We start from the raw sequence: 13,948 nt of genomic DNA on the forward strand, positions 1-13,948 counted from the left end.
GACTTTCTTGCGCTAACTCTCAAATATCACGGAAAAGTGCGGCAATCTTAAATAGAATACGGTGATTCTGCTTTAAAGATGGTGTCGCTAAAGCAAACGGTTTTGAGATTCGTGCCTGAAGCATCATCTCGGTGTAAGGTTTGGGCACAGCAACGGCTCAGCTTATACTGCTGGCCTCGCTCGAATATCGTCGATCAGAACCTGAAGCCGATCGAGGTGCGGCCGCTGTGGATTTCGGTGTCGTCGCCGAAGGCGCCGTCATAGCGAGCCGTCGCCGTGATTGTCTCGGTGATATTCGCTGCAGCCCCGAAGCCGATCGCGAAGCGATCGTCGTCAGCGTCGACACCGCGCACCGTGAACGGTGTCGACGGTGCTCCGGCAAGCTTCATCCGCCGGTCCGGACGGTGGTCGCCGAAGCCGTACTCATAGGCAAGACGGGCGTCGAGACGGGCCGGCATACCGCCGAGCGCCAGCTCGTAGGTGAATGCCGCCCCCACCGAGGCAGCGGCATGTGTGTAGTCATCATCGCCGCTTTTAAGGTTGAGCGCGCCTGCGCCGTTTTCCCGGAAGCCGTCGACGCTCACCGAGGCGAGATCGTAGGCGACAAGCGGCGAGACCGTGACGCCGCCGCCGAGCGCGATTGGGACAGAGACTTCGCCCGAGGAAGTGAAGGTCACCGCGTCGTAGTCGGCCGTCGCCGTCCGGTCGATCGCGCCGAAGCGGATGCGCCGGTCGGTCTCGACATTCGAGAAGGCGACCGAGCCCGCTGAGGACAGGCGCACGAGACCGAACAGCTCGCTCGCGGCGTAATAGCCGATATGGCCCGTTTGGATGTCGGCTTCGGACAACCGGGCGGCGACGTCGAGATCGCTCTCCGAATAGCCGCCGGCGAGACCTAGCGTCAGCGGGCTTGCGCCGAGGCCGACCATGGTCATCAGCTCGTCGAAGCGGCCCTCAATGCCGACCGCGACACCGATCTCGTCGCTTTCGAAGTTGCCTGCGCCGATCGAGCCGGAGCGGTTAGGATCGCCGTCCCAGTCCGCTCCTCCGGCGAAGGCGGCGGTCCACACGCCGAGCGTGCGCGAGGTCGTTGGATCTAGCGGCTCGCCCTCGACCGGGAAGACGCCCGGCATCTTGCCGTCGGAGCCGTCCTCGCCATAGGCGAGCGCGAGCGGCGCGTAGCTCGTCGCGACACCGCCGAGCGAGCCGCTGGTGCCGTCGAGGCCGGCGAGCAGGCCTGCGCGGCGGCGCAGCGTGCGGGTGAACTCAGCCCCGCTCTGGCCGAGGGCATTCTGCAGCGAGGCGTGGATTTCGCCGGACGAGAGATCGAAGGCGCGCTGAGCCGCCTCGAAGCTCGGCAGCGAGAGAATCTGGTTGAAGACGTAGAGCGAGTCCGAGTCGGGGGCCTGGGAAAGACCGTTGAGGCCGTAGGAACTCGCAAACTGGTTGTCGGTAATCGCCGCAGCGGGGAAGATCAGCGGCGTGCCGTTCGGCGTTTCGGCCGGCTCCTCAGGATCGGTGACCCAAACGACATTCGCCTGCAGAAGCACATCGTCCGCCGTATAGATCAGCGAGAAGTTGACGAAGGCCGAATTCAGACTATCGGTCACATCGTCGAAGGTTCCAGACACGCCGTTTGCCGTGTCGATGATCAGCGACTGTCGGCCGTCGACATAGCTTGCCTCGGGATCGAGCGCGACGACTTTGACCTTGCCGCCGTTGATCGTAACAGTGTCGGAGACCAGCCTGTCCGCATTGCCGCTTCCGTCCACCTCGACCTCGAAGGTAGATCCAGGCTGGAAGGTCGTATTGCCGGCAACGTTCAGGGTACCGATCGAATTGCCCGGCGCGATAGTCGAGCCGGCATCGACGACGACCGTGCCGACCGTGCCGGAGCCGCCGATTGCGCCACCATTAAGCATGAAGGCTGCGTTTGGCAGAGAAGCGTTGTTTGTGAGAAGGCCGTCGTTGACCATGAAAGATCCGGCGATCGTGGAGCTCGTGCCCGTCAGAGTCCAAGCACCGGCGCCATTCTTCGCGTAATTCTCAAAGTTCAAGAGCGGCGTCGTATCGAGGTTCAACACCCCGCTCGTGCCGGTCTGGCCATTGAGAATGAAGCTATCTGACCCGTCACCGCCATCAATTGCTCCGGTCACGGCTGCCGTCGGAAGCAATGTCACCCTGTCATTGCCTGTAAAGAGGTCGACCGCAGTCCCCGATGCAACGCCTGTCGCGACCGTTCCTGCAATCGTCAACGCCGTGTCGATCGCGACCGGCGCGCCGGAAGAGGGCGCAGCTTCGGTGATGGCAACAGCCTGGGCCGACGAGACACGTCCTCCGGCGGCGATGCCGATCACGGCCGAGGCGTTGGCACCGTCATTGGGCGTCGTGGCGCCGCTAGTGTCACCCGCAACCACGCGAATGCCGGCTGCGTCAGCACCGGTCGTCTCCACAATACCGGCCACGTCGATGTCCGCTATCGCACCGAGCGGCGCGCTACCACTGCGCTGGCTCTCAGCTCGCAACCCGTCGGAACCGGAGCCGGCAGTGCGCACCGTGCCGTCCGTCACCGCAACGCGCGACAGGCCGCTTGCATCACGCAGGGAGAAGAGCCCGTGTGCCAGGTTACCTCCGGTCGAGACGGCCGCCCCCGAGGTGACCGTGACGTCCCCCAAACCAGAATGATAGCCGTAAAGGCCGTGGGCGCTGCTGCCCGTCGTTGTGATGCTGCCGCCGGTCGCACTGACCGACACCGTGCCCGTGCTCGCTGGGTTGTTGGCTTGGCCGTAGAGGCCGATGGCGTTCGATCCGCGCGTGCTGATGTCGGCGACCGACGTGACCGTAACGTCGCCCAAGCCAGTATGAAAGCCGTAAAGGCCGTAGGCGTCATTGTTCGTCGTCGTGATGGTGCCGCCGGTCGCACTGACCGACACCGTTCCCGTACTCGCTGAGGAGGCTCGGCCATAAAGGCCGGTGGCTCTCAATCCGCCAGTGCTGATGTCGGCTGCCGACGTGACCGTGACATCCCCCAAGCCAGAATGAAGGCCGTAAAGGCCGTAGGCGTTGGCGTTCGTCGTCGTGATGGCGCCGCCGGTCGCACTAAGCGACAGCGTGCCCGTGCTCGCCGAGTTTTTGGCGTGGCCATAAAGACCGGTGGCGTTCAATCCGACCGTGCTGATGTCAGCGGCGGACGTGATCGTGACGTCCCCCAAGCCAGAATGAGAGCCGTAAAGGCCGTAGGCGGAAGAGCGCGTCGTCGTGATGGCGCCGCCGGTCGCACTGAGCGACACCGTGCCCGTGCTCGCCGAGTTGTTGGCGTTGCCGAAAAGACCGTAGGCGGCAGATCCGCCCGTCTTGATCTCGGCGGCCGAGGTGACCATGACGTCCCCCAGGCCACGATGAATGCCGTAAAGGCCGTGGGCGTTGCTTTTCGTCGTCTCGATGGTGCCGCCGGTCGCACTGACCGTCAAAGTGCCCGCGCTCTGTAAGTTGGCGGCTTGGCCGTAAAGACCGTAGGCGTCAGATCCGTCCGTCTTGATCTCGGCGGCCGAGGTGACCGTAACGTCTCCCGAGCCTTGATGATATCCGGCAAGGCCGTAGGCATCGTTTTTCGTCGTCGTGATGGTGCCGCCGGTCGCACTGACCGAAACCGTGCCCGTGCTCGCTGAGTTGGTGGCTTGGCCGAGAAGACCGACGGCTCCCAATTCGCGCGTGCTGATGTCGGCGGCCGACCTGACAGTGACGTCCCCCAAGCCAGAATGAAGGCCGTAAAGGCCGTGGGCGTTGCCGTTCGTCGTCGTGATGGTGCCGCCGGTCGCACTGACGGACACCGTGCCCGTGCTCTCCGGATTGGAGACTTGTCCGTAAAGACCGTGGGCGATAGGTCCGTCCGTAGTGATGTCGGCGGCGGACGTGATTGTGACGTCCCCCAAGCCATAATGACGGCCGTAAAGGCCGTAGGCGGAAGAGCCCGTCGTCGTAATGGTGACCGGACCCGTTGCAGTGATGGCAAGACCGCGCGTCTCGTCGGTCCTTGTCGTTTGATTTGAAACACCCGTTTTCGCGCCGCTATTGATGACCACGGGTGTGTCCGCGTCGCCGTCGAGCACGACCGTAGCCGCGTCCGTAGTAGTATAGGTGATGCCGTTGGCGTACGGATTGCCTGTGCTCGTGCAGGTCACCGTGCGGCCGGTCCCAACCGCGCCGCATTCATCTGCGGCGGCGGCAGAATCCGCGAGCGCAAGCGTCAGAGCTGAGGTCAGGGCCAATCCCGACACACTGAGGAGAAGTTCACGCGGTAAGCCAATCAGATGGCTTGCATTCTTAGTCATCGCCCTACCCACTCGCGGATGAACTGCGTCCAGCAAGCCTTCATGCTCTCTGCGCAAAGCTCTTCACTCGAATTTCGTTCACGGAACGAATTACTCTCCACGCGTGTGTTGTCGCAACGAAAATGTCCACGATGGAAATTTGATTTTTTAAAGCGTTGCTTGGAAGGCACTGGTCAGAAATTCAATTAGTAGAATATAATATTCCCTTATTGTAATGTATGCTGCCGTCTTTTCTGAAAAACCAATAATATGAAACAGATGGGTTTTGAGACGGTTTTTCAACTCGTCATAGATCCATGGCTTACCCAACGCAAAGTTTGTCGCGCAATAGAGGCCGGTTTTCGGCCCTTTCTCATACTTCGAAGCCGCGACCGTCTTGGGCCGTGCTTCTAAGCTGCCAACGCCACCGAGGCTGATGTGAAAAGCCCCGGACGAACCGTCCGGGGCTTTCTGGTTGGAGATGCCTTGATCTTCGCAGGGGTCAGATGGCGCCGTTGCGCTGCTGGATCATCATGAAGGTGTCGTAGGTGTATTCCGAGAGCTGCGCGTAGAGATAGGCGTCGCGCTTGAACTCGGTCTGGCTGTCGTGGATTTTCTTGAACGACTCGTTCGAGCTCGAAATCTCGGTGTAGATTTCCTTCGCGGCATCGTAGGCGGCCTGCATGACGTCCTGACTGAAGGAGCGAAGCTTCGCACCTTCGTTGACGAGCCGGCGGATGGCGGCGGGGTTCTTGTAGTCGTAGCTTGCCAGCATGTCGCAATTGGCGGCTTGGCAGGCGGAGGTGAGAACGCTCTTGTAGTTGTCCGGCAGTTCGTTCCACTTGTCGAGATTGATGAAGGTGTGGACCGTCGGCCCGCCTTCCCACCAGCCCGGATAATAGTAGAAGGGCGCGACCTTCACGAAGCCGAGCTTCTCGTCGTCATAGGGACCGACGAATTCGGCGCCGTCGATGACACCCTTTTCGAGAGCCGGATAGATGTCGCCGCCCGCAAGCTGCTGGGGCACCGCGCCGAGCTTTTCCATGATGCGGCCTGCAAGACCGGCGATGCGCAGCTTGAGACCCTGGATATCCTCCAGCGAATTGATCTCCTTGCGATACCAGCCGCCCATCTGCGCACCGGTATTGCCCGAGGGCAGACCGTAAAGACCCTTCGTGGCGAAGAACTCGTTCATCAGGTCGTTGCCGCCGCCATAATAGTACCAGGCGTTCATCTGGCGGGCATTGAGGCCGAAGGGCACCGTGGTGCCGAGCGCATAGGTCTCGTCCTGACCGACATAATAGTAAGAGGTGGTGTGCGCCATCTCGACCGTACCGTCGCGCACGGCATCGGCCGCCTGGAGGCCGGGCACGATCTCGCCGGCCGCGAAGACCTGAAGCTCGAACTGACCGTCGGTCGCCTCGGTCACGTATTTCGCGACGGTTTCCGCGCCGCCGTAGATGGTGTCGAGCGACTTGGGAAAGGACGAGGTGATACGCCATTGCAGCTTGGGATTTTCCTGCGCGATGGCGGGGGTCGCGAGCGCCGTCGCGCCGAGAGCGCCCGTTGCTGCGCCCGAAATGAACTTACGTCGATCCATGGTGATCCTCCCTGATGGTTTTGGGCAATTTATGGCCCTTCGCCCTATGATACGAGAGGGTTGGATACAAGATAACATCACGCGTCCGGCAAACCGATCCGCTGCGAACCGACAATTTGCCTCAACAGCCCCTCGCCTTGCGATCGCGCCCGCGAAGCGATTAAGGCTTGGTTTCCCGGAACCCACCCTTTCCCGAGCGACTGATCCGATGTCCCCTGCCCCGCTGATCGCCCTTCCCGCCGATGTCCGTGAGTTCGACAACTACCGCTGGCACGCGACACCGGACACGTATCTCAAGGCGGTGACGCGGGTGGCGAAAGCGATCCCGGTTCTCGTGCCGGCGATGGCCGAGGAAATCGACATCGAGACGCTGCTGACGCGCGTCGACGGCATCATGCTGACCGGCGCGGTCTCGAACGTGCATCCCGACCGCTACGGGGTTCCGCCAAGCGTCGCGCACGAACCCTACGACCCGGACCGGGATCGGCTCACCGAAAAGCTGATCAAGAAAACGATCGAAGCCGGTGTTCCGCTTCTCGCGATCTGCCGGGGCCATCAGGAACTCAACGTCGCCTTCGGCGGGACCCTCGTGCCCGAGGTCCAGGAGATCGAAGGCCGGATGGATCACCGGGCGATCAAGCATCACGAACAGCGCGAGCGCTTCGCGATCCGGCATGACGTGTCGATCGAGGCGGGCGGAAAACTGGAGGGTATCGTCGGCAGCGGCCCGATCCGGGTCAACTCGCTGCACCGCCAGGGGATCGACCGGCTGGGCGAAGGCCTTTCGGTGGAGGCAACGGCGCCGGATGGCACGATCGAAGCCGTGTCGGTGAAGGATGCGCGCGCTTTCGCCCTCGGCGTTCAGTGGCACCCGGAATACTGGGCCGAAACCGATGCGGCCTCGCGGGCGATCTTCGAGGCCTTTGCCGCGGCATGCCGCGACCGTGCGGGACGATCAGCCTAGGATCAAAAAGAACAGCGCCAGAGCGCCGCTCACCCATAGAAGACGGTTGAAGAGCTTTCGCGTGAGCCGGAGAGCCGCGTCGATATCGGCCGGGGCCAAAGTGGTTCGCCCGGCGGGATTCAGATAGGGCGCATCGACGATCAGATCGCCGTAGCGGCGGGGGCCGCCAAGCGCGATCCCCAGAGGCACCGCTGTCGCGGTTTCCGGCCAGCCGGCATTGGGCGAGCGATGGAGCGGCGCGTCCCGTTTGACGATCTCGGTCGCCTCATGCCGGGCTTCGGTATCCCGAATGCCAGCGCGCAGGAGAAGCCAAGCCGTGATGCGAGCCGGAGCCAAGTTGAGAAGATCGTCGAAGCGAGCCGAGGCCCAGCCGAAATCGCGATATTTGTCGTTGAGATGCCCGATCATGGAGTCGGCCGTGTTGACGGCCTTGTAGGCGATAACACCCGGCAGGCCCAGGACGAGATACCAGAAGAAGGGCGCAACGATGCCGTCGGAAGCGTTCTCGGCAAGACTCTCGATCGCGGCGCGCGAGACCCCCGCCTCGTTGAGGACGTTCACGTCGCGGCCGACGATCTTTGCGACTTCGGCCCGCCCGCCGGCAATGCCATTCTCGCTGAGGGCGACCGCCACCGCCTTCACGTGATCAACGAGGCTCTTTTGCGCGAGAAAGGCGGAGAGAACGGCGATCTCGGCGAGAAAGCCGATGGGACCGAAAAGCCCGAAAAACGCCGAAAGACCGAGGCCCAGAACAAGGCTGGCCGTGACCAGACCAGCGAGAAACAGAAGACCATCCCGCCGGCGCTTCTTCGAAGACACAGTCGGGTCGTTCATTCGCCGATCGAAAAAATCGATGACGCGGCCGATGAGGACAACCGGATGCGGGCAGTGCCGCCACACCGCTTCGGGCTCTCCGATGAGCCGATCGAGCAGGGTCGCGAAAAACAGAATAGCGAAATGAGCGGCCATGGTCCGGTGTCGAAGGCGCTGCGATACGGCCGGAGAGCGCGGATACTTCTACGCGCAAAAATCCCGGCGTTGCAAAGCAGACGCCGGGACCTTTCGAAAAGCCGTTCGGCTCAGGTTTCGGTGCGGACGATCACCGGAATCAGGAGATCGCCCCAGTTGTTGTTGCCGCCATGATGCCGGGCCGAGCGTACGAGTTCGACCGAGACACCCGCTTCCACCGCCTTCATGACGGACTGATTCAGGCGATGAAGGTCGTTCGCCAGCATGCGGATCGCCGCCTGCTGATCGTCGCCCATCGTGCTCGACTGCTCCTCGGCACGCTCGCGAACGCGGGTGCGGGGACGGTCCTCACCGGTCGTATTGTTGTCGCTCATTGATGCACTCCCAAAAATCGGTTGTCCGTGTTTTGACCGTTTCCTGTCCGCTTCGCAAGGGTGCGCCCGAGGCGACCCGCAAACCCGGCCGGAAATGGCGGAGTTGCCAGAGGATCGTTTTACAAAATCCTATCCAGCAGCTTGTCATAGTTGTAAAAACCGGCAGCGCCGCAATGGACGACTTCAATCACGGGCCCGTGAGATTTCGTTGCCCGATCGCAACACTATGCAAAGGACCTCATCTGACTGAGATCGCTCACCAAAATTCAGCCTGGAAGGACCTTCATTTGCAAATTAGCAACGGATTTCAGTCAGTGTTGGCGTGGTCAAGAAACACGTTCAAACAAGGAAAGGGCCGCGGTCATGGTCGCATCTTGCAAGCGCCTGGTCTCGCACATCGTCGCCTTCTTTCACCCGTCCTACCGGCCGGAGCGCTATTACATGCGCGGTCCCGGCCCGGCCTGCGCGCGCCGTTCGGGGCAGCTGACGCTTTCCTGACCGAAAGACGCCAAGTGCGCCGCGGCTCGAGGGGCTGAGCCGTGGCCGAGAACAAGATCTTCGCCGGCCCGCGCATCCGCAGCATTCGCCATGGTCTCTCCCTGACGCAGACCGCGATGGCGGAGCAGCTCGGCATCTCGCCTTCCTATCTCAACCTGATCGAGCGCAATCAGCGGCCGCTGACAGTCCAGCTGCTGTTGAGGCTTTCCGAGACCTATAAGGTCGATCTCGGCGATCTTCGCGGATCGGAAGACAAGATCCTCGGCGAGTTGAAGGCGCTCTTTTCCGATCCACTGTTGAGCGGCGAAATCGCGGGCGATCAGGAGCTCGCCGAGATCGCGGAAGCAGCACCAAATGCGGCCAAGGGCATTTTGAAGCTCTATCGCGCCTATCGCGAACAGCAGAGCCGCCTTACCGATCTCTCGACGCTGCTCGCCCAGGAAGGGCGCACGACGAGCGTCGCCGCGACGCGGTTGCCGATCGACGAAGTGCACGAGATCTTCGAGAGCCGGCCGAACTTCTTTGCCGCAATCGACACGGCGGCCGAAGCGTTTCACGCGGAATTGCAGATCGATGCAGGCGAAGACGCGACGGCTGCGCTGAAGGCATGGCTGCGCAAGGAGCGCGACGTGACCGTGCGCGTGCTGCCCGTTCACCGGATGCCGAACTATCGCCGCCGCTTCGACCGGCATTCGCGGCGGCTGTTTCTCTCCGAGCGGCTTTCCCATGCCGATCGGCTGCGCGAGATCGCGCTTCAGGCCGTGACCCTGAAATTCGCCGACGTAATCGCGGCGGAGTGGAAGACATTCACCTTTTCCACCGACGAAGCCGGACGCCTCGCGCGGTTCGAACTCCTGCGCTACGCCGCCCACGCGCTGCTGATGCCCTATGACGCCTTCCAGAAGACGGCGGCGAAGGAAGCCTACGACATCGACGTTCTCGCGGCGCGGTTTCAGGTGTCGTTCGAACAGGCGGCAAACCGGCTGACGACGCTGCAGCGGCAGGGCGCGCCCGGCCTGCCCTTCTTCATGCTGGAGATCGACAATGCCGGAAACCATTTCCGGCGCGCCGGCGCTCGGGGCTTTCCTGCCCAGCGCTTCGGCGGAGAATGCCCGAAGCTGCCCGTTCACGCCGCCTTTGCACAGCCCGGCCATATCATCGTCGAAGGCGCGGTTATGCCGGAAGGAGCGGAATTCCTTCTTCTGGCGCGAACGCTCGAAGGGCTCCAGACGGGATTCGAGGAACGGCCGCGGCGCACGGCGATCCTGATCGGCTGCGATATCGGCTACAAGGACGAGACCGTCTACGGCCGGCAGCTGGAAACCGGCAGAGCGCGGCTGGACAAGGCCCGTGCGGAACGCGAGCCGAGCGAGGGCGAGCGAACCGACAAGGAGCCGAGCCATCTCCTGAAGATCGGCCCCGCCTGCCGGCTCTGCGAACGCCAGGCCTGCCTCGCCCGCGCAGAGCCACCGCTGGCCCGTCCGTCCGGCTTCGACGAGATGGTGACCGGCCTCTCGGCCTTTGATTTTCAGTGAACAATCCTCACATCGCAACTTGAACGACGGATTTTCCGTTTGACGACGATTCAATGACGGCCCGGAACGGCGGCATGTAAGCCTGCCGAACCTGCCGCCGGCAGCGCACGACACGAGTTGAGATCATGAGCAAGACAGCGACCGACCAGAAGTTCAAGACGGAAGGCCTCGAGGACACGATGGGCGGTGGGGGTTTCGCCGCCCGCACAGTGCAGAGCCTCGTCGACAAGGCCGAAAAGCTCAATCTCAAGCATTCGGCCGTCGGAAATCCACCTGTCTTTCCGACCGATGCCTTCCCGTGGGCGCGCGAGGTGGAAGCCGAGTGGAAGCTGATCCGCGCTGAGCTCGACAAGCTTCTCGTGCGAAAGGGCGAATTGCCGGCCTTTCACGAAATTTCCTCGGAAGTCCGCTCGATCTCCTCCGACAGCGACTGGAAGACCTTTTTCCTGTGCGGCTACGGCATCAAGTCGGAAGAGGCGATCAAGCAGTGTCCTGAGACCTGGCGCATCCTCCAGAAGATCCCCGGCCTCAAATCAGCGATGTTCTCGATCTTCGAGCCCGGCAAGCACCTTCCGCCCCATCGCGGCCCCTATAACGGCGTCCTGCGCTTCCATCTCGGCCTGATCGTGCCCGACGAGCCGGACAAGGTCGGCATCCGCATCGACGACCAGACCTGTCATTGGGAAGAAGGCAAAGCACTGATCTTCGACGACGCTTACGAGCACGAGGCCTGGAACCATTCGGACGCGGTGCGCGTGGTGCTGTTCGTCGATTTCGAAAAGCCGCTGAACCAGCCGGCCAAGGCGACCAACAAGGCCATCCTCAACATGGCGATGTTCACGCCGTTCATCCGCGAGGGGTACAAGGCCCACAAGAAGTGGGAGAAGATGTTCTACGGCGAGGGCACGAAGCACCGGTGACGGTGTGCCCAGGATGATAACAATCGCGAGCTCTCACCCGCCGGCCATCATCTCCAGTTCCAGCCATTCGTCCTCGGCCTTCGCCAGTGCAGCGCGGTCGGCGTCGATGGCTGAGGCGAGTTTGTTGAAGCGGTCGGGGTTCTTCGCGAAGAGGTTCGGGTCGCTCATCTCGCTTTCGGCCTTGGCGATCCGGGTCTCCAGCTTCTCGATTTCCTTCGGCAGGTTTTCGAGGGCGAATTTCTGCTTGTAGGAGAGCTTGTTTGAATTCGAAGCCGGCTTCGGAGTGGCCGAGGCATTCGAGCTCCCACCCTTCTTCGGCGCGCCCTTCCCGCCGCCATCCGATTTCTGCGCCTTGGCCGCATCGCGCTTCTGGGCGAGCATGTCGGAATAACCGCCGGCATATTCGAGCCAGCGTCCATCACCCGCAATGGCATCGGCTGGATTGACGACACTCGTCACCGTGCGGTCGAGGAAGTCGCGGTCGTGGCTGACGAGGAGGACGGTGCCAGGATAGTTCGCGACGAGCTCCTCCAGAAGGTCCAGCGTCTCCATGTCGAGATCGTTGGTGGGCTCGTCGAGCACCAGAAGGTTGGCGGGCGTCGCCAGCGTCTTGGCGAGCAGTAGCCTTGCCCGCTCACCGCCGGAGAGATTGCCGACAGGCGTCCGCATCTGCTCGGGCTTGAAGAGAAAGTCCTTGAGATAGCCGGCCACGTGGCGTGGCTCGCCGTTGACCATCACCTGATCGCCGCGCCCGCCGGTGAGGGCATCGGTCACGCTCTCTTCGTCCTTCAGCGCCGCACGCTTCTGGTCGAGGAAGGCGAGATCGAGATTGGTGCCGAGCTTCACGCGGCCGGAATCCGGCTTGATCGCGCCGATCAGCATCTTGAGCAGGGTCGTCTTGCCTGCCCCGTTCGGGCCGACAAGGCCGAGCCGGTCGCCGCGCGCGATGCGGGTGGAGAAATCCTTGACCAGCGTGCGCTCGCCATAGGCCTTGGTGACGTCGATCGCCTCGATGACCAGCTTGCCGCTCTCACGCGTCTCGCCGGCGTTCATCACCACCTTGCCCTCGGCCCGCCGCGCATCCTTGCGGTCGCGGCGGAGCTGATGGAGACCTTCGAGCCGCCGCTGGTTGCGCGTGCGCCGCGCGGTGACGCCGTAGCGCAGCCAGTGCTCCTCGCGGACGATCTTGCGGTCGAGCTTCTGAAGGTCCCGCTCTTCCTCTTCGAGCAGCTTGTCGCGCCAGCCCTCGAAGCTCGCAAAGCCCTCGTCGAGCCGCTTGGCCGCGCCGCGATCGAGCCAGACGGTCGCCCGGGTCACGGTTTCGAGGAAGCGCCGGTCGTGGCTGATCGTGACGATCGCGCTCTTGATCTGGCCGAGTTCGCCCTCCAGCCATTCGATGGTCGGAAGGTCGAGATGGTTGGTCGGCTCGTCGAGAAGGATGATGTCGGGCTCAGGTGCCAGCGTGCGGGCCAGCGCCGCGCGGCGGGCCTCGCCGCCGGACAAGTTCGCCGGCACCATGTCCTCTGTTATTCCGAGCGCCATCAGGCACATGTCGACCCGGTAAGGATCGTCCGCCGGGCCGAGGCCTGAGCGCACATAGTCGCCGACGGTCTCGAACGTGCCGAAATCGGGCTCTTGCGGCAGGTAGCGCAGGGTGGTTCCGGGCTTCAGAAACACCTCGCCGCCATCGGGCTCGATCTGCCCGGCCGCGATCTTCAGAAGCGTCGACTTGCCGGAGCCGTTGCGGCCGACGAGCGCGATGCGGTCGCCCGGCAGAACATTGAGTTCGCAGCCGGTGAGGAGAGGCGTGCCGCCGAAGGTGAGGCGGACATCGTCGAGGCGAAGAAGCGGTGGTGGAGCCATGGCGCCCATTTAGACGAATGCAGACGCCTTCGTAAGACCGGGAGCGATGCGATTTTGGATTGATTGGAGAGCAGGCCGTATGCGGGCGCGCCGAGTTCGTTACAACACATGTTGCAACATGGCACGAGCAGCGATATACTCACCGTTAAACTACGGAGACATCCCATGAACGTCACCATCCGAAAGATCGGCAATTCCGAGGGGATCATCATCCCGAAGGAGATGCTGCATCGACAAGGGCTCGAAGCAGGTGACCACCTCACGATCGTCGAAGATGGCGACAATCTTGTCCTAAAACGCGGACCAGAGGATCGCGAGGCCTTCCAGCGCAAGCTCGAGATCGCACGCGAGCGCATGAAAAAGTACGAGGTCGCGCTTCGCGAACTTGCGAAGTGACATGATCGAATTTCACGACCGCGCCTTCATTGAAGTGGTGCACGCCGAGCAGTTGAGATTGCACGGCGGCGCTGCCGGGTTGCGCGACGAGGGCATGCTCGAGAGCGCCTTGATGCGCGCTGAGCAGAAGTATCACTACGGTGAAAACGATCTTTTCGTCCTCGCCGCCGCCCACCTCTTCGGCATCGCAAAGAACCACCCATTCGTGGACGGCAATAAGCGAACGGCGTTCGTCGCCGCAGACCTGTTCCTGTACCTCAATGGCTGGTCGATCGAAGCCGACCAGTTCGACATCATCGCCTTCGTCCTCGGCGTCGCGGCAGGCGAGATCGACGAAGAGGGAACTGTACGGTTCCTGCGCGATCATACGGAGCCTGTCGCGGGCTGAGACTGGAAAGACTCGCGGGCTTACCCCTCCGCTCCGAGAGAGATTGATTATTTCGAGCCGGCGGCAGGCAGGTATGAAGCCGCCCGACCGTGAAGTCGCGGTCCGACCTCATCCGATCACGTCTGTGTGCA

The 13,948-nt window shown here is 62.5% G+C and carries 11 protein-coding genes; 6 read left to right on the top strand and 5 right to left on the bottom strand.

What is annotated here, in order from left to right; genetic code table 11:
• Window positions 1-194: 194 nt before the first annotated feature.
• Together ABRA89_RS03440 and ABRA89_RS03445 are read right to left on the bottom strand one after the other, a co-directional pair.
• Window positions 195-4,331, bottom strand: coding sequence for an autotransporter domain-containing protein (locus ABRA89_RS03440; RefSeq protein ID WP_349940057.1), 4,137 nt, complete (start codon window positions 4,329-4,331; stop codon window positions 195-197).
• 481 nt (window positions 4,332-4,812) lie between these two features.
• Window positions 4,813-5,910 carry a TRAP transporter substrate-binding protein gene (locus ABRA89_RS03445; protein ID WP_349940058.1) on the bottom strand — a complete coding sequence of 366 codons (1,098 nt, stop codon included), beginning with the start codon at window positions 5,908-5,910 and terminating at the stop codon, window positions 4,813-4,815.
• A gap of 208 nt (window positions 5,911-6,118) precedes the next feature.
• Here ABRA89_RS03445 and ABRA89_RS03450 point away from each other — a divergent pair, with 208 nt between their 5' ends.
• On the top strand, window positions 6,119-6,874 hold the full coding sequence (locus ABRA89_RS03450) for a gamma-glutamyl-gamma-aminobutyrate hydrolase family protein (RefSeq protein WP_349940059.1): 756 nt from the start codon (window positions 6,119-6,121) through the stop codon (window positions 6,872-6,874).
• Here ABRA89_RS03450 and cbiB read toward each other — a convergent pair.
• Together cbiB and ABRA89_RS03460 are read right to left on the bottom strand one after the other, a co-directional pair.
• Window positions 6,866-7,843 (bottom strand): adenosylcobinamide-phosphate synthase CbiB, encoded by a 978-nt coding sequence (gene cbiB, locus ABRA89_RS03455; RefSeq protein WP_349940060.1) that lies wholly within the window; start codon window positions 7,841-7,843, stop codon window positions 6,866-6,868. The two genes, ABRA89_RS03450 and cbiB, sit on opposite strands and share 9 nt — an antisense overlap.
• A 110-nt stretch (window positions 7,844-7,953) precedes the next feature.
• Entirely contained in the window at window positions 7,954-8,217 is a 264-nt protein-coding gene (locus ABRA89_RS03460; protein ID WP_349940061.1) for an SMc00767 family acetate metabolism repressor, read from the bottom strand.
• A 363-nt stretch (window positions 8,218-8,580) separates the two neighbouring features.
• On the opposite strand from ABRA89_RS03460, the gene ABRA89_RS03465 reads away from it, so the two are divergent.
• The 3 genes from ABRA89_RS03465 (at window position 8,581) to ABRA89_RS03475 (ending at window position 11,170) form a co-directional block, all read left to right on the top strand.
• Complete coding sequence (locus tag ABRA89_RS03465) at window positions 8,581-8,715, top strand: hypothetical protein (RefSeq protein ID WP_349940062.1); 135 nt, start codon at window positions 8,581-8,583, stop codon at window positions 8,713-8,715.
• Between the two features lie 41 nt (window positions 8,716-8,756).
• Entirely contained in the window at window positions 8,757-10,250 is a 1,494-nt protein-coding gene (locus tag ABRA89_RS03470; protein WP_349940063.1) for a helix-turn-helix domain-containing protein, read from the top strand.
• A 125-nt stretch (window positions 10,251-10,375) separates the two neighbouring features.
• Window positions 10,376-11,170 carry an aspartyl/asparaginyl beta-hydroxylase domain-containing protein gene (locus tag ABRA89_RS03475; RefSeq protein ID WP_349940064.1) on the top strand — a complete coding sequence of 265 codons (795 nt, stop codon included), beginning with the start codon at window positions 10,376-10,378 and terminating at the stop codon, window positions 11,168-11,170.
• A 33-nt stretch (window positions 11,171-11,203) separates the two neighbouring features.
• Here ABRA89_RS03475 and ABRA89_RS03480 read toward each other — a convergent pair whose 3' ends face one another.
• On the bottom strand, window positions 11,204-13,033 hold the full coding sequence (locus tag ABRA89_RS03480; protein ID WP_349940065.1) for an ABC-F family ATP-binding cassette domain-containing protein: 1,830 nt from the start codon (window positions 13,031-13,033) through the stop codon (window positions 11,204-11,206).
• 165 nt (window positions 13,034-13,198) lie between these two features.
• Here ABRA89_RS03480 and ABRA89_RS03485 point away from each other — a divergent pair, with 165 nt between their 5' ends.
• Together ABRA89_RS03485 and ABRA89_RS03490 are read left to right on the top strand one after the other, a co-directional pair.
• Window positions 13,199-13,429 (top strand): AbrB/MazE/SpoVT family DNA-binding domain-containing protein, encoded by a 231-nt coding sequence (locus ABRA89_RS03485; protein ID WP_349940066.1) that lies wholly within the window; start codon window positions 13,199-13,201, stop codon window positions 13,427-13,429.
• Between the two features lies 1 nt (window position 13,430).
• On the top strand, window positions 13,431-13,817 hold the full coding sequence (locus ABRA89_RS03490) for a type II toxin-antitoxin system death-on-curing family toxin (protein ID WP_349940067.1): 387 nt from the start codon (window positions 13,431-13,433) through the stop codon (window positions 13,815-13,817).
• Window positions 13,818-13,948: the final 131 nt, after the last annotated feature.

Source organism: Fulvimarina thalattae, assembly GCF_040239565.1.
Lineage (GTDB): Bacteria > Pseudomonadota > Alphaproteobacteria > Rhizobiales > Rhizobiaceae > Fulvimarina.

Bases quoted from the DNA above. Each gene is read 5' to 3' on its own strand.
- ABRA89_RS03490 (WP_349940067.1), top strand. From the start codon at position 13,431: ATGATCGAATTTCACGACCGCGCCTTCATTGAAGTGGTGCACGCCGAG.
- cbiB (WP_349940060.1), bottom strand. From the start codon at position 7,843: ATGGCCGCTCATTTCGCTATTCTGTTTTTCGCGACCCTGCTCGATCGG.
- ABRA89_RS03485 (WP_349940066.1), top strand. From the start codon at position 13,199: ATGAACGTCACCATCCGAAAGATCGGCAATTCCGAGGGGATCATCATC.
- ABRA89_RS03475 (WP_349940064.1), top strand. From the start codon at position 10,376: ATGAGCAAGACAGCGACCGACCAGAAGTTCAAGACGGAAGGCCTCGAG.
- ABRA89_RS03460 (WP_349940061.1), bottom strand. From the start codon at position 8,217: ATGAGCGACAACAATACGACCGGTGAGGACCGTCCCCGCACCCGCGTT.
- ABRA89_RS03480 (WP_349940065.1), bottom strand. From the start codon at position 13,033: ATGGCTCCACCACCGCTTCTTCGCCTCGACGATGTCCGCCTCACCTTC.
- ABRA89_RS03465 (WP_349940062.1), top strand. From the start codon at position 8,581: ATGGTCGCATCTTGCAAGCGCCTGGTCTCGCACATCGTCGCCTTCTTT.
- ABRA89_RS03450 (WP_349940059.1), top strand. From the start codon at position 6,119: ATGTCCCCTGCCCCGCTGATCGCCCTTCCCGCCGATGTCCGTGAGTTC.
- ABRA89_RS03445 (WP_349940058.1), bottom strand. From the start codon at position 5,910: ATGGATCGACGTAAGTTCATTTCGGGCGCAGCAACGGGCGCTCTCGGC.
- ABRA89_RS03440 (WP_349940057.1), bottom strand. From the start codon at position 4,331: ATGACTAAGAATGCAAGCCATCTGATTGGCTTACCGCGTGAACTTCTC.